General features: G+C 71.1%; 16 protein-coding genes. 7 read left to right on the plus strand and 9 right to left on the minus strand.

Features of this window, described 5'->3' with window-relative positions; genetic code table 11:
• The first annotated feature begins 148 nt into the window (after nucleotides 1-148).
• Nucleotides 149-1174, plus strand: coding sequence for an aldo/keto reductase (locus tag CGL27_RS22530; RefSeq protein ID WP_119989612.1), 1026 nt, complete (start codon nucleotides 149-151; stop codon nucleotides 1172-1174).
• Nucleotides 1175-1244: 70 nt separating this feature from the next.
• On the opposite strand, the gene CGL27_RS22535 is transcribed toward CGL27_RS22530, so the two are convergent.
• Nucleotides 1245-2678, minus strand: coding sequence for an aminotransferase class I/II-fold pyridoxal phosphate-dependent enzyme (locus CGL27_RS22535; protein ID WP_240450600.1), 1434 nt, complete (start codon nucleotides 2676-2678; stop codon nucleotides 1245-1247).
• A 154-nt stretch (nucleotides 2679-2832) separates the two neighbouring features.
• Here CGL27_RS22535 and CGL27_RS22540 point away from each other — a divergent pair, with 154 nt between their 5' ends.
• The 5 genes from CGL27_RS22540 to CGL27_RS22560 are packed head-to-tail and all read left to right on the plus strand — an operon-like array spanning nucleotide 2833 to nucleotide 7466.
• A complete protein-coding gene (locus CGL27_RS22540) occupies nucleotides 2833-3807 on the plus strand; it encodes a hypothetical protein (protein WP_119989615.1) in 975 nt (324 codons plus the stop codon).
• A gap of 19 nt (nucleotides 3808-3826) precedes the next feature.
• On the plus strand, nucleotides 3827-4636 hold the full coding sequence (locus CGL27_RS22545) for a deaminated glutathione amidase (protein WP_078642142.1): 810 nt from the start codon (nucleotides 3827-3829) through the stop codon (nucleotides 4634-4636).
• An 8-nt stretch (nucleotides 4637-4644) separates the two neighbouring features.
• Nucleotides 4645-5580 (plus strand): ABC transporter substrate-binding protein, encoded by a 936-nt coding sequence (locus CGL27_RS22550; RefSeq protein WP_119989617.1) that lies wholly within the window; start codon nucleotides 4645-4647, stop codon nucleotides 5578-5580.
• Between the two features lie 39 nt (nucleotides 5581-5619).
• Nucleotides 5620-6657 carry an amino acid ABC transporter permease gene (locus CGL27_RS22555; RefSeq protein ID WP_119989619.1) on the plus strand — a complete coding sequence of 346 codons (1038 nt, stop codon included), beginning with the start codon at nucleotides 5620-5622 and terminating at the stop codon, nucleotides 6655-6657.
• Complete coding sequence (locus CGL27_RS22560) at nucleotides 6654-7466, plus strand: amino acid ABC transporter ATP-binding protein (protein WP_269467409.1); 813 nt, start codon at nucleotides 6654-6656, stop codon at nucleotides 7464-7466. The genes CGL27_RS22555 and CGL27_RS22560 overlap by 4 nt, the downstream gene beginning before the upstream one ends.
• 56 nt (nucleotides 7467-7522) lie before the next feature.
• Here CGL27_RS22560 and CGL27_RS22565 read toward each other — a convergent pair whose 3' ends face one another.
• From CGL27_RS22565 to CGL27_RS22585, 5 genes are all read right to left on the minus strand, one after another.
• Nucleotides 7523-7972, minus strand: coding sequence for an NUDIX hydrolase (locus CGL27_RS22565; protein WP_119989621.1), 450 nt, complete (start codon nucleotides 7970-7972; stop codon nucleotides 7523-7525).
• Nucleotides 7973-8062: 90 nt separating this feature from the next.
• Nucleotides 8063-9748: a CHAD domain-containing protein gene (locus CGL27_RS22570; RefSeq protein WP_240451004.1), complete on the minus strand. Its 1686-nt coding sequence runs from the start codon at nucleotides 9746-9748 to the stop codon at nucleotides 8063-8065.
• 70 nt (nucleotides 9749-9818) lie between these two features.
• A complete protein-coding gene (locus tag CGL27_RS22575) occupies nucleotides 9819-12068 on the minus strand; it encodes an RNA degradosome polyphosphate kinase (protein WP_078642145.1) in 2250 nt (749 codons plus the stop codon).
• Between the two features lie 233 nt (nucleotides 12069-12301).
• On the minus strand, nucleotides 12302-13234 hold the full coding sequence (gene mshD / locus CGL27_RS22580; RefSeq protein WP_078642146.1) for a mycothiol synthase: 933 nt from the start codon (nucleotides 13232-13234) through the stop codon (nucleotides 12302-12304).
• 62 nt (nucleotides 13235-13296) lie between these two features.
• Complete coding sequence (locus tag CGL27_RS22585; RefSeq protein ID WP_240450601.1) at nucleotides 13297-13506, minus strand: hypothetical protein; 210 nt, start codon at nucleotides 13504-13506, stop codon at nucleotides 13297-13299.
• A gap of 108 nt (nucleotides 13507-13614) precedes the next feature.
• Here CGL27_RS22585 and CGL27_RS22590 point away from each other — a divergent pair, with 108 nt between their 5' ends.
• Nucleotides 13615-15435: a bifunctional metallophosphatase/5'-nucleotidase gene (locus CGL27_RS22590; protein ID WP_119989622.1), complete on the plus strand. Its 1821-nt coding sequence runs from the start codon at nucleotides 13615-13617 to the stop codon at nucleotides 15433-15435.
• A 55-nt stretch (nucleotides 15436-15490) separates the two neighbouring features.
• On the opposite strand, the gene CGL27_RS22595 is transcribed toward CGL27_RS22590, so the two are convergent.
• From CGL27_RS22595 to CGL27_RS22605, 3 genes are all read right to left on the minus strand, one after another.
• Nucleotides 15491-16675, minus strand: a complete 1185-nt coding sequence (locus CGL27_RS22595) for a macrolide family glycosyltransferase (protein ID WP_119989624.1) — start codon at nucleotides 16673-16675, stop codon at nucleotides 15491-15493.
• A gap of 271 nt (nucleotides 16676-16946) precedes the next feature.
• Complete coding sequence (locus CGL27_RS22600; RefSeq protein ID WP_119989626.1) at nucleotides 16947-17153, minus strand: DUF397 domain-containing protein; 207 nt, start codon at nucleotides 17151-17153, stop codon at nucleotides 16947-16949.
• A 12-nt stretch (nucleotides 17154-17165) separates the two neighbouring features.
• Nucleotides 17166-18017 carry a helix-turn-helix transcriptional regulator gene (locus CGL27_RS22605; RefSeq protein WP_119989627.1) on the minus strand — a complete coding sequence of 284 codons (852 nt, stop codon included), beginning with the start codon at nucleotides 18015-18017 and terminating at the stop codon, nucleotides 17166-17168.
• Nucleotides 18018-18062 lie beyond the last annotated feature (45 nt).

An 18062-nucleotide genomic window follows, 5' to 3' on the forward strand; every position in this document is an offset into this window, starting at 1 on the left:
GTTCTGGCAGACCCAGGTTGAGCCGGGCCTGGTGAGGTATCCGCCCGGGCCCGAGGCTGAAGGCGCATAAGACCGTGGACAGCAGACGCCATGGACAACAGACGCCGTGGACAACAGACGCCATGGAGAACAGAGGAAGGCACCAGCCATGAAGCGCAGGATCCTCGGTGGGACGGGCATCTCGGTGAGCGAGTACGCCCTGGGCGCGATGATGTTCGGCGCCCTGGGCAACCCCGACCACGACGACTCGGTACGGATCATCCACCGCGCCCTCGACGCGGGCATCAACTTCGTCGACACCGCCGACACCTACTCCGAGGGCGAGTCCGAGGAGATCGTCGGCAAGGCCCTCAAGGGCCGTCGCGACGACATCGTCCTGGCCACCAAGGCCCACTTCCCGATGGGCGACGACCCCAACGAAGGCGGCAACTCACGGCGCTGGATCACCCAGGAGATCGAGAACAGCCTGCGCCGCCTGGGCACGGACTACATCGACCTCTACCAGATCCACCGGCCGGACCCCACGACGGACATCGACGAGACGCTGTCGGTCCTGTCCGACCTGGTCCGGGCGGGCAAGGTGCGCGCCGTCGGATCCTCCACCTTCCCGGCCGAGCAGATCGTGGAGGCCCAGTGGGTCTCCGACCGGCGCGGGCACGTACGGTTCCGCAGCGAGCAGCCGCCGTACTCGATCCTGGCGCGGGGCGTGGAGGCGGCGGTGCTGCCGACCGCGCGGAAGTACGGGATGGGCGTGCTGAGCTGGGGCCCGCTCTCCGCGGGCTGGCTCACGGGCCGCTACACCAAGGCGTCCGACGTCGATCTGTCGGGCGGCCGGGCGGCCGTGGAGAAGCACAAGTTCGACCCGACGCTGCCCGGCAACGCGCGCAAGCTGGAGGCGGTCGGCGCGCTGTCCGAGCTGGCGTCCGACGCCGGGCTCTCGCTGCCGCATCTGGCCATCGCCTTCGTACGGGCCCATCCGGCCATCACCTCGGTGATCATCGGCCCGCGCACCATGGAGCAGCTGGAGGATCTGCTCGCCGGGTCCGAGGTGGAGCTGAGCGAGGACGTCCTGGACCGGATCGACGAGATCGTCCCGCCGGGCACGGACCTGAACCGGGACGACAGCTACTACCTGCCGCCGGCGCTCGCGGACAAGAGCCTGCGCCGCCGGTAGCCCTCTCACGGCGCGTCCTCGAGGCGCGTCACTCGTGCGCGTCCTCGAGGCGCGTCACTCGTCGCTCCCGTCACTCCAGCCGGCCGACGGAGGAGGAGGCGGCGGCGAGCGCGATCAGCTCGGCGGTCTCGTCGAGCAGCGTCCCGTCCCGTGTCAGCCTGCTGGTGGCGACCCGCACATGGGGACGCGCGTAGGAGACGCAGAACCGGCTGCCCGGCGAGACGGTGATGCCCCGGGCAGCCAGGGTGACCAGCGCGGAGGTCTCGTCCACCACCGGTACCCACAGCATCAGCCCGTCCCGGCTGCCGGTCCGCACACCCCGCCGGGCCAGCCGCTCGGCCAGTGCGGACCGCCGCTCGTCATAGCGCCGGGCGGCATCGCGCACACACCGGCTCGCGTCCTCGTCGGTGAGCAGATGGGCCAGGGCGTCCTGCAGGATGCGGCTGGTCCACCCGGTACCGAAGGTGCGCAGCACCCGCGCCCGTTCGATGATCTCCTGGGGTCCGCCGACCACCGCGATCCGCAGATCCGGGCCGTACGCCTTGGAGTAGGAGCGGACGAGAGCGGTCCGGTGCGGCAGATGGGCGCCGAGTACGGCGACGGGTGTGGTGGTGAGGGGGCCCAGGCCGTCGTCCTCGACGATGATGACGTTCGGCGCGCCCTCCAGCACCCCGGCCAGCGCGGCCGACCGCTCGGGGCCGAGCGACCAGCCGCAGGGCACCTGGGCTCTGGACTGGTGCAGGAACAGCGCGGGGCGCGCCTTGAGCGCCTGGGCCAGTGAGTCGGGAAGGGGCCCCTGGTCGTCGCAGGCCACGGGCACGGTCTGGACGTCCAGCGCCTCGAGGATGTCCAGCAGCCGCGCCGCCGTCGGATCCTCCACCGCCACCCGGTCCCCCGGCACCAGCAGGGCCTGACAGAGCAGCTGCACCCCTTCGTAGCCGCCGCCGACCGCCATCCAGCGCTCCGGCCGGTACGGCCAGGTGTCCCGCACCGCCGCCAGCAGGGCGTCGGTGATCGCGGTGCGCGAGTAGTCGTTGAGCCGCGGTGTCCGTGCCCCCGCGAGCAGGGCCTGCTCCAGTGGCGGCAGCAGGGCCGGGTCGGGGGCCGCGACGGCGAGGTCCAGCGCGAGATGGTCGCCGAAGTCCCCGACGCGTTCGAAGCGGGTGGGATGCGGAACGGCCGGCGGCCCGCTGACGACGCTTCCGCGGCGGCCGAGCGTGGCGATCATCCGGTGTTTGCGCAGTACCGCCCATGCCTCCGCCACCGTGCCGGGGCTGACCCCCAGCTCGGCGGCGAGCGCGCGCACGGTGGGCAGGGCGCTGCCCGGTGCCAGCTCCCCGGCCCGGATGAGGTCGGTCATGGCGGCCGCGATACCGCGCGCGCTGCGGTCCTGGACGCGAGCGGCCAGCCCGGCCACCGACCCAGGATCCGCCCCGCCGGCCGGCGCCTCTTGCGCGGTCTCCTCCTGCATCGCCCACCCCTCGTCGGTCCTGACGCCCGGCACCTGGCACACAGTCAGCTGGTTACGGCAGGGAAAAACTATGTTCGGTAACAAAATAGACCTTGTCTACCGGATTCTCTGAACAATAACCTGCCTGGCATCGCGCAACCGAATGTGAACTTTGCGCGATATGCGCCATGTGCAAGGAGTGCGTACTGTGTCATCCCCCGTCATACGCCTGGGACTTCGCGACTGGGACCATCTGGTGCCGCTCGCCTCCGGGCTCGTCGAGGTCCCGGACTTCACCGTCCGGATCGATTCGCGGGACGTCACCCCCGACGTCCTCGCCGAACCCGGTCTCGACGGCGGTGAGACCTCGTTCAGCCGCTATGTCCAGGCCCGCGCCGCGGGGGACGACCGCCTCGTCGGCCTTCCCGCGTTCGTGATGCGCGGCTTCCGCCACCGCTGCGTCCTGGTGCGCGAGAACAGCCCCCTGCGCTCCCTCGAAGAGCTCGCGGGGTCCCGCGTCGGGCTCACCGGCTGGCCGGACTCCGGCAACACCTGGACCCGCGCGCTGCTGCGCGGCGCGGGAGTGGATCTCACCGGCATCCAGTGGCGGATCGGACCGCTGACGGCCGGCGAGACCGGTAAGGACCGCGTCGGCAGCCGTCCGCTGCCCGCCAACGTCTCCGTCATGGCAGCGGGCGAGTCCCTGGTGGAGGAGCTGGCGGCGGGCCGTCTGGACGCGGTGCTCTCGCCCTTCATGCCGAAGGAGCTGTTCACCACGACCAGCCGCTTCCGGCATCTGTTCGACGACCACCGCTCCGCGGAGCGCGCCTACTGGCAGGCCACCGGCTTCGTCCCCGGTATCCATCTGGTGACGCTCAAGCGGGAGGTCGTCGAGGCCCATCCCGAGCTGCCCGCCGCCCTGCTCGCGGGCCTCGAGGAGTCCAAACGCCGCTGGCTCGGCAGGCGCCGGCTGCTCGCCGACACCACTCCGTGGCTGCTGCACGAACTGACCGAGTCGGCCCGGCTGTTCGGCGACGACTGGATGCCGTACGGGACGAAGAGCAACGCGGAGATGACCCGGGCCTTCTGCGCGGAGCTGCACGCCCAGGGCGTCTGGCCCGAGCCCATCGACCCCGAGGTGGTCTTCCCCGACCCCGCCCTCGCCACCGTTCCCGCCCTCTGACCACCCCGGAGCACTTCATATGCGCATCGCCGTAGGACAGTTCACCGCCACCCCCGACTGGAAGGAGAACCTGGCCGCCTGCCAGGAACTCACCGCCGAGGCGGAGCGGGGCGGCGCGGATCTGCTCGTCCTCCCCGAGGGCGTGCTCGCCCGCTTCACCGAGGACCGGCACCGCATCCGTGAGGTGGCCCAGCCCCTCGACGGCCCGTTCGTCACCGAGCTGCGCGCCGCCACCGCCGGCGGCAGGACCACGGTCGTGGTCGGCATCCATGAGCCGTCCGAGGACGGACGGGTGTTCAACACCCTGGTGGCGCTGCGCGACGGTGAGCTGATCGCCCGCTATCGCAAGATCCATCTCTATGACGCCTTCGGCGATCTGGAGTCGGCCAACGTCCGCCCCGCGGCCGAGCCCCCCGTCGTCATCGATGTCGCGGGCACCAAGGTCGGCCTGATGACCTGCTACGACGTGCGCTTCCCGGAGCTGGCCCGGCTGCTGGTGGATGCCGGTGCCGAGGTGCTGGCCCTGCCCGCGGCGTGGGTGCGCGGCCCCGCCAAGGAACGGCACTGGGAGGTCATGGCCACCGCACGGGCCCTGGAGAACACCTGCTGGGTGGCGGCGAGCGGCGAATGCGGCCCGCGCAACATCGGCAACAGCCTCATCGTCGACCCCCTGGGCACCGTCCGCTCCCGCCTCGCCGCGGCCCCCGGACTGGCCTGGGCCGACGCCGACCCCGACACCACCGCCGCGGCCCGTCGCACCCTCCCGGTGCTGGCCAACCGCCGGTTCGCCGTCGACCCGACCGTCATCCCCCTCGGAGCGCCCCAGTGAACATCCCCATGAGACGTCCCCTGGCCACCGTGGCGACCGCCCTGTCCTGTTGTCTCGCCCTGGCCGCCTGCGGAGCCAACCCGCCCCAGGCGGAGGGCGCCGCGGACTCCTCCGGCGGCTCCAAGGCCGCCCCGGCCAAGCTGGCCGAGGACAAGGCGCTGCACGCCGCGCTGCCCGCGAGGAACCGCACCTCCGGCACGCTGGTATCGGTCAACAACGGCTCCTTCCCGCCGTACGAGATCGCCGGCTCGGACGGCCACAGCCTCACCGGTGCCTCCGCCGACCTCGCCGACGCGCTCGGCCAGGTCCTCGGCGTGAAGATCCGGCATGTGACCACCGACGGGCTGCCCAGCCAGCTCACCGGCATCAAGGCGGGCCGCTACGACTTCGCCCTCGGCCCCGTCGGCGACTTCAAGGACCGGCAGGGCGCCAACGACTTCGTCGACTGGGTGCGCGAGTTCGTCGTCTTCGCCGTGCCCAAGGGCAATCCGCACCACATCAGCTCCCTGGCCGACACCTGCGGACAGCGGATCGCGGTGATGGCGGGCGGCTCCGCCGAGGGAGTCATCAAGAAGCAGTCGCTCACCTGTGAGAAGGACGGCGAGAAGGCCGTGAAGGTCCAGTCGTACAAGGACCAGCCGGGCTCCATCCTGGCCGTCCGCTCCGGCCGCGCGGACGCCTTCTTCTCCTCCCAGGCGCCGCTCACCTACTTCGTGGCGCAGGCCAAGGACCAGCTCGAACTGACCGGCACCGGCAAGGGCAACGGCTTCGACGACCTCTACCAGGGCGCGGTCGTCGCCAAGGACTCCCCGCTGCGCGACGTGCTCCTCAAGGCACTTCGGAAGCTCATCGACGACGGCACCTACGGAAAGATCATGAAGAAGTGGGGCCTGTCCGCCAACACCCTCGACAAGCCGGGCGTCAACCTCGGCGGCCCGTCCTGACCCCCGTCCCCCTGTTCCTGTGAGGAGGTGAGCCCGACTATGGCCACCACGCAACCGTCGGCGACCCGGGGCGACCCGGGGAAGGCCGATCCGCGGCCCGGAGCGGTCCCCGTCGTCGACGTGGCCGGAGCCTCTCCCGTCCGCCATCCGCTGCGCTGGCTCGCGGTGCTGGTCCTCGCGGTGCTCGGCGCCCAGCTCGTGCACTTCCTGGTCACCAACCCCCACTTCGAATGGGGCACCGTCGGCGCCTACTTCGGCGCCCAGGTCATCGGGCAGGGCATCGCCACCACGGTCGAGCTGACCGCCGTCGCCATGCTCATCGGCATCGTCGGCGGCGTGCTCGTCGCGGTGGGCCGGATGTCGGAGAACCGCGTGCTCAGCACGGTCTGCGGTGCCTACGTCTGGTTCTTCCGCGGCATCCCGGTGCTGGTGCAACTGGTCTTCTGGTACAACCTCTCGGCGCTGCTGCCCAGGATCTCCTTCGGCGTGCCGTTCGGCCCCGAGTTCATCAGCGGGCAGACCAACTCGCTGATCACCCCCTGGCTCGCCGCCATCCTCGGGCTCGGCCTCAACGAGGCCGCGTACATGGCCGAGATCGTGCGCGGTGGTCTGCTGGGCGTCGACCACGGTCAGACCGAGGCCGCCGCCGCGCTCGGCATGGGCCGGGCCAGGGTTCTGCGGCGGGTCGTCCTCCCGCAGGCCATGCGGTTCATCGTGCCGCCCACCGGCAGCCAGGTCATCAACATGCTCAAGGCGACTTCGCTGGTGAGCGTGCTCGCCCTGGCCGATCTGCTCTACACGGTCCAGTCGATCTACAACCGCACCTTCGAGACCATCCCCCTGCTGATCGTGGCCTGCCTGTGGTACCTGGTCATGACGTCGGTGCTGTATGTCGGCCAGTCGTTCATCGAGCGGTACTACGCCCGCGGGGCGAGCCGCCAGGCCCCCCAGAGGTTCTGGGACTTCGCGCTCTTCCGCCGACGCCCGGACGTCACGTCCCCGGCGCCGGAGGACGGCTCCCCCACCGAGGACGGCTCCCCCACCAAGGACGGCCCCCTCTCCAAGGAGGACACATGACGATCCAGGACACCCGGGGGGCCACCGCTCCCGAGGGCGCGGCGGCGGAGCCGCCGATGGTCGTGGCCCATGGGGTCCGCAAGCGGTTCGGGCAGCTGGAGGTGCTCCGCGGCATCGACCTGGAGATACACAGGGGCGAGGTCGTGGTGCTCCTTGGACCGTCCGGTTCCGGTAAGTCGACCTTTCTGCGCTGCATCAACCACCTGGAGCAGATCGACGCGGGCGCCATCCATGTCGAGGGCAAGCTGATCGGCTTCCGGCAGTCCGCCGGGCGCGTCCACCATCTGCGCCCCCGCGAGGTGACCAGGCAGCGCCGTGACATCGGCATGGTGTTCCAGCACTTCAACCTCTTCCCGCACCAGACGGTCCTGGAGAACGTCATCGAGGCCCCGGTGGGTGTGCTCCGCGTCTCCAAGGCCGAGGCGCGCCGGACGGCGATGGAGCTGCTGTCCCGGGTGGGCCTCGCCGACAAGGCGGCCTCCTATCCGCGGCAGCTCTCCGGCGGTCAGCAACAGCGCGTGGCCATCGCCCGCGCCCTGGCCATGCGGCCCAAGCTGATGCTCTTCGACGAGCCGACCAGCGCCCTGGACCCCGAACTCGTCGGCGAGGTCCTGGCCACCATGCGCGATCTGGCCCGGGACGGGCTCACCATGCTCGTGGTGACGCACGAGATCGGGTTCGCGAAGGAGGTGGCGGACCGTGTGGTGTTCATGGACGGCGGCCAGGTCCTGGAAAGCGGCAGCCCGCAGGAGGTGCTGGACGATCCGGCCAACCCCCGCACCCGGGCGTTCCTCGCACGCTTCCTGTAAGGGAACCGGGACGCCGGCGGGGAGCCGCCCCCGCCGGTCAGGGCACCGGGCGCGGTTCAGGACGGCCGCAGGGCGTGCGGCAGCGCGTCGATGAGCGTGCGGTCGTGGTCGTAGGAGAGGCGGCGGCGGGCCGCGTCCGGGGGCAGCCAGAGCAGGCGGTCGACCTCGCGGTTGGGCACGAAGATCTCGTCGTCGACGGCCTCCGCCGCCCAGTAGCGGACCTCCTTGGGGCGGCCGTTGGCCATGTAGTGAACGGTGGGCAGCACCGCCCCCGGGGCACAGCCCATACCGGTCTCCTCGACGACCTCGCGCACCGCGCCGTGCAGCGCGTCCTCGCCGGGCTTCAGCTTGCCCTTGGGGTGGGACCAGTCGTCGTAGCGGGGGCGGTGGACGAGGGCGATCTCCAGCCCGCCGCCGTGCGGGGACCGTCGCCACAGCACACAGCCCGCCGCCAGGACCGTCCCGGTGTCCGCTCCCCCGTCATCACGGGAATCTGACCGGTTCATCCGCCGTCTCCCTCCCCGGTCTCCGATGTCCGCCGCGTTCTTCGTGCGGCTGCGTCGTCTCTTGTTACCGCTCGCCCCGGGCGTCCGCCGTCAGGAGGCTCTGGTGGCCACGCGCCGCCAGATCCGGCCGAACGCGAAGCGGGCCGCCTCGACCTCATGCCGCTGATCGGCGTGGAGCACGCCCAGCGCGTACGCCGTCGCCGGGGCGATCCGGGGCGTACGGGCGGCTGCCGCCGCGGCGGCGGCAGCCTCGGCCGCGTCGCGGTGGCGCTCCAGCGCCTGTCCGGCGGCCAGCAGCCTTACGGACAGCGGCGGCTCGGCGTCCGCGGTGCCGGACCCACCCGGCCCGGACCCACCCGGCGCGCCTGCCCCGTCCGGCTGCTGCCACACCTGGTCGAGCACCTCCAGGGCGTACCGCCGCAGCCGCAGCAGATGGCGCACCTGGTGCCAGGGGGCGTCCTGGCGCTCGCTGGCGGGCGGGGCGTCCGCCGCCGAGGTCGCGGCCAGGCCGTGGACCAGCGCCTCCGCGTTGTACGGATGTCCGGCGCGGATCAGCGGCAGCGCCTCCACCGCCTCGGCCAGCCGCCGGTTCGCCAGTTCGGCGAGCGGCGGCAGCACCTGCCCGGCGGGGCGGGCGGCGTTGGCCTCGTCGAGCGGGGCGTCGGAGGCGAGCAGGGCGACGGTGTCGGCGACCGCGTGGAAGCGGGAGGAGCCGAGCGCCTCCAGGGCCGCGGTGTGGGCCCGGGTCCGGGCCAGGGTGAGCTGGCGCTCCAGCAGCGCTCCGGCGCGGGCCGCGCCCACGGTCAGCGCCCCGCCGCGGGCCTCCTCCTCGGCACCGGCCCGCTGATGGGCCGCGCCCGGCCGGCCGGGCCGGTCGGCCTTCTCGCCCTTGACTCCCCGGCCGTTCTTGTCACCGCGCTCACCGCGCCGCCGTCCGGCCGCCCGGCCCTCGTCCCTGGACGTCCCGGCCGCGCCCTCGGCGCCGCTGCCCGGATCGGCCGGACCGGACCGCGCACCCTGCCCCCCGACAGGGTCCGCGGCTCCGCTTCCCGGCGCACCGGCGGCCAGGGAGACACTGCGGCGTGCGGCACGGGTGGAACGGGGCGGGACGGAGGCGGCAGTACCGGCAGCACCGCCCGTACCGGCAGCGCCCGCGGTGCCGGAGGGGCCGCCCGCTCCGTCGACCGCGATCGTGACCCCGCCACGCACGGAGCGCGCCGCGCTCGTGGCATGCGCGGCGTTCGTGGCGCCCTCGGCGGGCCACTCACCGGAGCTCGCGACCTCGGCGGCCGTCCCCTCGGCCTGCGACGACCGGTCGGAGGGGCCACCCGCGCCCGAGAGCCGGTACAGGGCGCCGCGCAGCCGGTCCAGCCGCTCGGCGTAGGCGTGCTCCCGCGCCAACGTGCCCGACAGCCAGGCCAGCTCGGTCCGCAGCTGATCGGACCAGGCCGTGTCGGTGAGCGGGCGGTAGACGTAGAGTGCGCCGCTGATCCGCCGCGCGGCGCGGCGCAGCAGTCGGGCGGCCTCGGCCACCTCGTGCAGATCGGAGCCGCTCTCGCGGTGCAGCCGCAGGCTGCGGAGAAAGTCCCCGGCCTGGGCGTGCAGATACGCCGACAGCACCTCACCGGCCGTCGCCGACTCCCACGAAGGTGCCGCCGCGGCCTCCGCCGCCCGGTCCTGCACACCCCGGTCGGCCGTGCCCCGGTCCGCCGTCACACCGCGATCTGTCGCACCCCGGTCCGTCACACCGCGATCCGTCGCACCCCGGTCCGCCATGCCGTCCGCCCCTGGGCAGGGCGGGGCGGCGGCCGGATCCGCGGCGCCCGTCATCCCGGCCGGTGACAGGTCATGTCGTTGAACCACGCCGTCGCCTCCGGGCGTCGATGAGCATCTCCTGAACGTTCCGCAGCGGCTGGCCTTCCGCGTCCGTCGCATGCCGTGTCCACTCCCCGTCCGGGCCCAGATGCCAGGAGGAGGTGGAGTCGGACATCCCGGTCTCCAGCAGGCGGTTGAGGGCGGCGCGGTGGCCGGGGTCGGTGACCCGCACCAGCGCCTCGATCCGGCGGTCGAGGTTGCGGTGCATCATGTCGGCGCTGCCGATCCACACCTCCGGCTCGCCGCCGTTACCGAACGCGAATACGCGCGAATGCTCCAGGAAGCGTCCGAGCACCGAGCGGACCCGGATGTTCTCCGAGAGCCCGGGGACGCCCGGCCGCAGCGCGCAGATGCCGCGCACCCACACATCGACCGGCACTCCGGCCTGCGAGGCCCGGTAGAGGGCGTCGACGACGGCCTCGTCGACCATCGAGTTGACCTTGATCTTGACGTAGGACGGGCGCCCCGCCCGATGATGGGTGATCTCCTTGTTGATCCGGGTGATCAGCCCGTCGCGCAGCGACTTGGGGGCGACCAGCAGCCGCCGGTAGTTCTCCCGCCGGGAGTAGCCGCTCAGCCGGTTGAAGAGGTCGGAGAGATCGGCGCCGACCTGGGAGTTCGCCGTCAGCAGCCCCAGGTCCTCGTACAGCCGGGCGGTCTTGGGGTGGTAGTTGCCGGTGCCCACATGCGAGTAGCGGGTCAGGGTGTCGCCCTCCTGGCGGACCACCAGCGACAGCTTGCAGTGGGTCTTCAGACCCAGGAGGCCGTAGACGACGTGGCACCCGGCCTCTTCCAGCTTCCGCGCCCACTTGATGTTGGCGTGCTCGTCGAAACGCGCCTTGATCTCCACGAGCACCAGCACCTGCTTGCCGGACTCGGCGGCGTCTATCAGCGCGTCGACGATCGGCGACTTGCCGGAGGTGCGGTAGAGCGTCTGCTTGATCGCCAGCACGTCCGGGTCGGCGGCAGCCTGCTCCAGGAACGCCTGCACGGAGGTGGAGAACGAGTCGTACGGGTGGTGGAGGAGGACGTCCCGCTCGCGCAGCGCCGCGAAGATGTCGGGCGGGGACGCGGACTCCACCTCGGCGAGGTCCCGGTGGGTGCCCGCCACGAACTTGGGGTACTTCAGCTCCGGCCGGTCCAGCGCGGCTATGCCGAACAGCCCGGTGAGGTCGAGCGGCCCCGGCAGCGGATAGACCTCGGCGTCCGAGATCTTCAGCTCGCGCACCAGCAGGTCCAGCACATACGGGTCGATGGACTCCTCGACCTCCAGCCGCACCGGGGGCCCGAAGCGGCGGCGCAGCAGCTCCTTCTCCAGGGCCTGCAGGAGGTTCTCGGCGTCGTCCTCCTCGACCTCGAGGTCCTCGTTGCGGGTCACCCGGAACATGTGGTGCGCGAGCACCTCCATCCCCGGGAAGAGCGCCTCCAGATGCGCCGCGATCACGTCCTCCAGCGGCACATACCGCTGCGGCGACGCCTCCAGGATCCGGGAGAGCGACGGTGGGACCTTCACACGTGCGAAGTGATCATGCCCGCTCACGGGGTTGCGCACCACGACCGCGAGATTGAGCGAGAGCCCCGAGATGTAGGGGAAGGGGTGTGCCGGGTCCACCGCGAGCGGGGTCAGCACGGGGAAGATCTGCTGCCGGAAGAGGGTGAAGAGGCGGGACTGCTCCTTCTCGGTGAGATCCGGCCAGCGGACCAGATGGATGCCCTCCTCCGCGAGCGTCGGGGCGACGTCCTGCTGATAGCAGGCGGCGTGCCGGGCCATGAGCTCACGGGACCGGTTCCAGATCAGATCCAGCACCTCGCGCGGCTGCAGCCCGGAGGCCGAACGGGTGGCGACCCCGGTCGCGATGCGCCGCTTGAGGCCGGCGACCCGCACCATGAAGAACTCGTCCAGATTGCCCGCGAAGATCGCCAGGAAATTGGCCCGCTCCAGCAGCGGGGTGGAGGGGTCCTCGGCCAGCTCCAGCACCCGCTCGTTGAACGCCAGCCAGCTGCGCTCCCGGTCCAGGAACCGCCCCTGCGGCAGCTCCCCGCCCGCCACATCGGGCCCGGCCCCCTCCTCGTACGAGTCCAGGTCGGCGTCGAGGTCGGGGTCGAGCGACCGCACCGGTGGCCCGGCGACAGCACGCGGCCGGTGCGCCGCGATGGACCCGACCGAGGGCTGGCGCTGGGGCTGGGGGGAAACCGATGCCTGACCGCTGCTGTCGCTCATGAATTCATTGTTCCGCGCCGGAGGCGAAGACGGCGTGGCGGAAGCGGGTGCGGAAACGGCACGGAGCCTCCGGTTCGACGAATTCGGCACAGCGGGCTGCATTCAGTGATGCTCGCAACCAAGGTTGAATCGCCGGTAACGGACACATGGCGCGTAGGAAATCGGGACCCATCCCCCAGGGGTCCGACCCCCTGGGGTTCCGCCCTCTCAAGCCCTCCGGACGCGGGGCCGGCTCAGGTCTCGGTCCGGTACATCAGGTCCGTCTCATGGGTGACAAAGCCGAGCCGTTCGTAGACCGCGACCGCGGCGAAGTTGTCGGCGTCCACGTAGAGCATCGCGGTCGGCACCCCCTGAGCCGCCAGATGCCGCAGCCCGACCGACGTGAGCGCCTTACCGAGACCGCCACCCTGCGCATCCGGCCGCACGCCCACGACGTACACCTCCCCCAGCCGCTCCTCGGCATGCTCCTTGGTCCAGTGGAAGCCGACGATCTGTCCATCGCGCTCGGCCAGGAAGAACCCCGCCGGATCGAACCACGGCTCACCCTTACGGTCGTCCAGGTCACGCTGGGCGAGCGAGCCCTGCTCGGGGTGATGGGCGAAGGCCGCCGCGTTCGCCGCCAGCCAGGCGGCGTCGTCCTCACCCGGCCGGAAGGTCCTTACGGTCACGCCCTCCGGCCACGTGGGCTCCGCAAGGCCCAGCTCCGTGAGCGACCCCAGGGGCCGGCGCATCTGCCGCAGCTCCCGGAACAGCGTCAGCCCCAGCACCTGCGCCAGATGGCGCGCCGAGGCATGCCCCCCGTGCGCCCACACCCGCAGCCGCTTCCCCGACTCCCTCAGCAGGGTCACCCCCAGCGCCCGGCCATGCCCCTGCCCGCGGTGCGCCGGATGCACGACCAGCTCGGCGGCCGGGGCCTCCACCGGGTCGGTGTCCTCGAGCTGCGCGTATCCCACCAGCTCCCCGCTCGGCTCCCGCAGCACCAGATGCCGCACCCCCTCCCGCCGCCCCCGCAGCTGCAGCCGCCCCTGCTCGGAGACGGCCTGCTGACCATCGGCGCGCGCGGACTCCGCGACCAGCCGCAGCACATCCTGCGCCTCGGTGGGCGCCAGCTCCTCCAGCACATCGAGCCGCCGGGCCCCGGACGTCTCGTTCACCACGTCATTCATGGAGCCGAGCCTACGGCGGCCCAATTGTGCGGCAAGCCGCTGCACAATTTATTACCGGCGGGTCACCCGGCTGCCCCACCCCCGTCGAGGACGTCGTCGGCGATACGGAAGAGATCCTCGGCGCTGGGCATCAGCTCCCGCACATGGGGCGGCAGCGCGGCGTAGGTGCTCACGGCGAACGGTGCGTTGTTGCTCCGCAAGGCGTACTCGATCGTCCCCTTGCCGCGGCTCTTCGCGATGAGGATCCCGAGGGTCGGGCGAGGTCGCCCCACACCGTTGACCATCGGCTACCAGCTCTTAACCTCCTGCCCCTGCCCCGCTACGCGCGTTGACCGTAAGCTGCGCCCCACCATCCACCACGGGGTACACAAGGGGACGACATGCCAGCGAGACCTCAACGGCGCGGGGCAGCACGCCGGTTGGCCACGGGAGTCGCGGTGCTGGCCGCCGCGGCCGGGGTGCTGACCGCCGTGGGCCCGGCGGGCGCGGACACCGCCGCCGCCTCGGACCAGCACCGGCCCGGACGCACCGTCGACGTACAGCTGCTGTCCTTCAACGACCTGCACGGAAACCTGGAGCCCCCGCAGGGCTCCTCGGGCACCGTCACCGAGACCCAGCCCGACGGCACCACCAAGACCATCCCGGCGGGTGGCGCCGAATACCTCGCCACCTCCCTCCGTAACGCCCGTAAGGGCCACGACTACTCCGTCACCGCCGCCGGCGGCGACATGATCGGCGCCAGCCCGCTGCTGTCCGGTCTCTTCCACGACGAGCCGACCATCGGGGCGCTCAACAAGCTGGACCTCGACGTCACCGCGGTCGGCAACCATGAATTCGACGAGGGCCGCGCCGAGCTGAACCGGATTCAGAACGGCGGCTGCCACCCCAAGGAGGGCTGCTACGAGAAGGGCAAGACCTTCCCGGGCGCCGACTTCCCCTACCTCGCCGCGAACGTCACCGACGAGAAGACCGGCAAGCCCATCCTCAAGCCGTACACCGTGTGGAAGCACAAGGGCGTGAAGATCGGCTTCATCGGGGTCACCCTCGAGGGCACCGCGGACATCGTCACCGCCGAGGGCGTCAAGGGCCTGAAGTTCCACGACGAGGTCGAGACGGTCAACAAGTACGCCAAGGAGCTGCAGCGCAAGGGCGTGAAGTCGATCGTCGCGCTCATCCACGAGGGCGGGCTGCCCGCCTCCGCCTCGTACAACGACGACTGCGACAACGGCGGTGCGGGCAAGGGCATCTCCGGCCCCATCGTCGACATCGCCAAGAACATCTCGCCCAAGGTCGACGCCCTGGTCACCGGCCACACCCACCAGGCGTACACCTGCACCATCCCGGACCCGTCCGGCACCCCGCGCACCGTGACCTCCGCGGCCTCCTTCGGCCGCCTCTACACGGACACCACGCTCACCTACGACCGCCGCACCGGCGACATCGTGCGGACGAACGTGAAGGGCGCCAACGCGGCGAACCACGTCGTCGACCGCGACCAGCCCAAGGCCCCCGACATGACCTCGCTCATCGGGCGCTGGAACAAGCTGGCCGCCCCGATCGCCAACAAGCCGGTCGGCTACATCTCCGCCGACGTCAACGGCCGCGGCTCCACCGCGTACGAGACGCCCCTGGGCGACGTCATCGCCGACGGCCAGCTCGAAGCGCTCGCCCCGGCCGACAAGGGCGGCGCCCAACTCGCCTTCATGAACCCCGGCGGCATCCGCTCCGACCTCGCCCACAAGGCGTCGGGGAGTGAGGGCGACGGGGTGGTGACCTACGGCGAGGCGTTCACCGTCCAGCCGTTCACCAACATGATGAACGTGATCGACCTGACCGGCTCCCAGCTCATCACCGCGCTCCAGCAGCAGGTCAGCGGCTCCAACGAGGCATCCCCGAAGATCCTCCAGGTCTCCAAGAGCCTCACCTACACCCTGGATCTGACCAAGTCCGGCAAGGACCGGATCGTCACGGACACGGTGAAGCTGAACGGTGAGCCGATCGACCCCGCCAAGACCTATCGCGTCGCGATGAACGAGTTCCTCGCGGGCGGCGGCGACGGCTTCCCCGCCTTCAAGGACGGCAAGAACAAGCTCGTCGGCGCCTCCGACCTGGACGCGTTCACGGCCTACCTGGGCGCGCACTCGTCGCAGTCCTCGCCCCTGGACCCGCCGAAGGCGGACCGCATCACGATCGTGAAGTAACCGCCCGACGCCTGCCGATGGCCCGGCCGCCACAAGCGGCCGGGCCATCGTCATGTCACCGCAGCGCGTCCTCGATCAGATCGGCGGCCCGCCCGGTGCCGCCCTCGGCCCGCGCTTCGTCCCGCAGCCGCGCCGAGACGCGCGCGACCTCCGGATCCGTGGTGAGCTCGGTCAGAGCGGCACGCAGCACCTCGGCCGTGGCATCCGCCGTGTCGATACGGCGGGCCACGCCCAGTTCGACCAGCCGGTCGGCGTTCATCGGCTGCTCGGCACTCTGCGGTACGGCGATCATCGGCAGCCCGCAGTACAGCCCTTCGGCGCTGCTGCCCATCCCGGCATGGGTGACGAAGGCGTCGGCCTGCTCCAGGATCGCCAACTGCGGCACCCAGCGGTGCACCTCGATGTTGCCCGGGATCTCCCCCAGCTCGGCCGGGTCCACGTACTTCCCGATCTGCAACACCACATGCCATCCGGGCAGTTCCCCGAAGGCCGCGACGCACTCCCGGTAGAAGCCCGGCTGCCGGGTGAAGGCCGAGCCCAGCGAGACCAGCAGTACCTTCTCCACCCCTGCGGGCCGTTCCCACCGGCCCTGCCCGGCCCGGTCCCCGAGGCACGGCCCGACGAACGTCACCACCTCCTCGTCCACTCGGTCCGCGTTCGGCTGCATGGCCCGGGGGATCACCGCGACGGCCCGCTCGGGCCGCCCGCTGAAGACGTCGGGGTCGAGCGTGGTCGCCCCGCAACCGGCCAGCCACGACGCGAACTTCTCCTGATACGCATCGGCCCCCGGCAGCGCCTTGAGCGCCGCCCCGACCTCCTCCGCGTAGCCCTCCCAGGCCACGAAGGACGGCGAGAGCTGTAGCGCCGGCCGCCCCTGCGCCTCGGCCAGGGCACGCCCGACGTAGCCACCGATGTCGTAGAGGTAGAGGTCGGCCGGATCGTCGTCATACGCGGCGCGCAGCTGCGGCAGCGCCTGGATCGCGTCGTCCAGGAAGACGGTGCCGGCGGCGATGGGGTCCTCGGGCCAGCTGTTGTCCACGACGGGCAGCGTGGACCGGTACGGCACCAACGCGGCACCGGTGGGCTCGATGACGTGCGCGACGAAGGGATCGTTGGCGTAGGTCACCCGGTGACCGCGCGCCACGAGCTCGCGGATGACCTCGAGGCTGGGCAGTACATGGCTGATGGCGGGGATGCCGACCATCGCGATATGGGCACGGCGACGGGACGGACGTGACATGAGAGATCACTCGTTTCAGGTCTACGGCGAAATGGACACGACGGCCCAGCGCACGGGCGTGGTCACCGGTGCGCCGGAGAGAGCGGCGTGTCAGCCGTAGATCTGAAGAAACGAGTCCATGCGGACGACGGTACCCCGGCCGGTCATCCCACCGCCTCCGGTTTTCCCCCGACTCAGCAATCGGTAAGCGGCGGCTCAGCGCGTCGGCCTAGGGTCGCGAACGCGACGGGCCGTCTTGTTCTCCCTCCCTCTCACGACGGGCCGTCGCGCCTTACGCTCCGCCTCCCTGGATGCCATCGAGGGCACCGGCCTTGGCGCCACGTATGAAGGCGCGCAGGGCGGCGGGTGTGGTGGTCAGGATGACGTCGGGGTCGTCGCTCTCCCGGAGCCTGATCTTCCCGTTGCCTGTGACCGCGACGTAGACGCAGGACGATGCCTCTTCGCTGAACGTGGACTTCCGCCAGTCGAGCCTGGACACAAACCTTCCCCTTCAGATCTCCCGCGCAATGCGGCGAATGAGGTCCCGTGACTCGTCCGGTCCCAGAGCGGCCTGCTCCATGCGGTCGAGCACCAACCGGTACTTCTCCAACTGCGCAGCAGCATCAACCAGTTCAACGCCATGCGCTGTATCGAGCTGGACAGTGTCGAGTTGGGTCACCGGACCGCAGAAGTAGTCGACCCCGTGTGCCGAGATGGGGAAGGACACGCCGCCGAAGGGGATGACGACGACTGTCACATGGTCCCGCTCGCTCATGCCGATGAGGTGTTCCAGCTGGGCCTTGGCCGTAGCCGCACCGCCGAACTGCATCCTCAAGGCGGCCTCGTGGATGATCGCGGTGTACGGCAGCGGCTCGTCTCGGAACAGGACGACCTGACGCTTGACCCGGTACGACACCCGATGTTCCACCTCAGGCGGCATGAGCGGCGGGACGACGTCACGAAAGATCGCCCGGGCGTGCTCGGGAGTCTGCAGCAGACCGGGAACAGTGATCACCTGGGCTACTCGAGCCGCGACGGCGTGGTGCTCAAGCTCTGCCAAGTCCAGAAGCCCAGAGGAGAACGTCTCCCGATACTCCTCCCACCAGCCTCGTTTTCGGTCTCCCGTCATTCCGGCGAGCGCGTCCACGAGCGCCTGATCCGAGCAGCTGTAGTTCTGCGCCAGAACACGTACCCGGTCCGCACTCACCGCGTAGCGGCCTGCCTCAATATTGCTGATCCGCGCTTGGTTGCCGCCCAGGAGGGCGGCGGCCGCAGTCGATGACATTCCTGCGCGCTCTCGCAGTTTGCGCAGCTCGGCGCCCAGCCTTTGCTTTCGCGCGGTGGGCGTACTACTTGGCGGCACCGGCCGTCTCCTCCTCGGAATGCGCACGCTGCGCGAACGTCACCC

The sequence above is a fragment of the Streptomyces sp. 11-1-2 genome (genome assembly GCF_003595545.1).
Taxonomy (GTDB): domain Bacteria; phylum Actinomycetota; class Actinomycetes; order Streptomycetales; family Streptomycetaceae; genus Streptomyces; species Streptomyces hygroscopicus_B.

Bases quoted from the DNA above. Each gene is read 5' to 3' on its own strand.
- CGL27_RS22570 (WP_240451004.1), bottom strand. From the start codon at position 9,748: ATGGCGGACCGGGGTGCGACGGATCGCGGTGTGACGGACCGGGGTGCG.
- CGL27_RS22575 (WP_078642145.1), bottom strand. From the start codon at position 12,068: ATGAGCGACAGCAGCGGTCAGGCATCGGTTTCCCCCCAGCCCCAGCGC.
- CGL27_RS22555 (WP_119989619.1), top strand. From the start codon at position 5,620: ATGGCCACCACGCAACCGTCGGCGACCCGGGGCGACCCGGGGAAGGCC.
- mshD (WP_078642146.1), bottom strand. From the start codon at position 13,234: ATGAATGACGTGGTGAACGAGACGTCCGGGGCCCGGCGGCTCGATGTG.
- CGL27_RS22590 (WP_119989622.1), top strand. From the start codon at position 13,615: ATGCCAGCGAGACCTCAACGGCGCGGGGCAGCACGCCGGTTGGCCACG.
- CGL27_RS22545 (WP_078642142.1), top strand. From the start codon at position 3,827: ATGCGCATCGCCGTAGGACAGTTCACCGCCACCCCCGACTGGAAGGAG.
- CGL27_RS22560 (WP_269467409.1), top strand. From the start codon at position 6,654: ATGACGATCCAGGACACCCGGGGGGCCACCGCTCCCGAGGGCGCGGCG.
- CGL27_RS22565 (WP_119989621.1), bottom strand. From the start codon at position 7,972: ATGAACCGGTCAGATTCCCGTGATGACGGGGGAGCGGACACCGGGACG.
- CGL27_RS22530 (WP_119989612.1), top strand. From the start codon at position 149: ATGAAGCGCAGGATCCTCGGTGGGACGGGCATCTCGGTGAGCGAGTAC.
- CGL27_RS22595 (WP_119989624.1), bottom strand. From the start codon at position 16,675: ATGTCACGTCCGTCCCGTCGCCGTGCCCATATCGCGATGGTCGGCATC.
- CGL27_RS22550 (WP_119989617.1), top strand. From the start codon at position 4,645: ATGAGACGTCCCCTGGCCACCGTGGCGACCGCCCTGTCCTGTTGTCTC.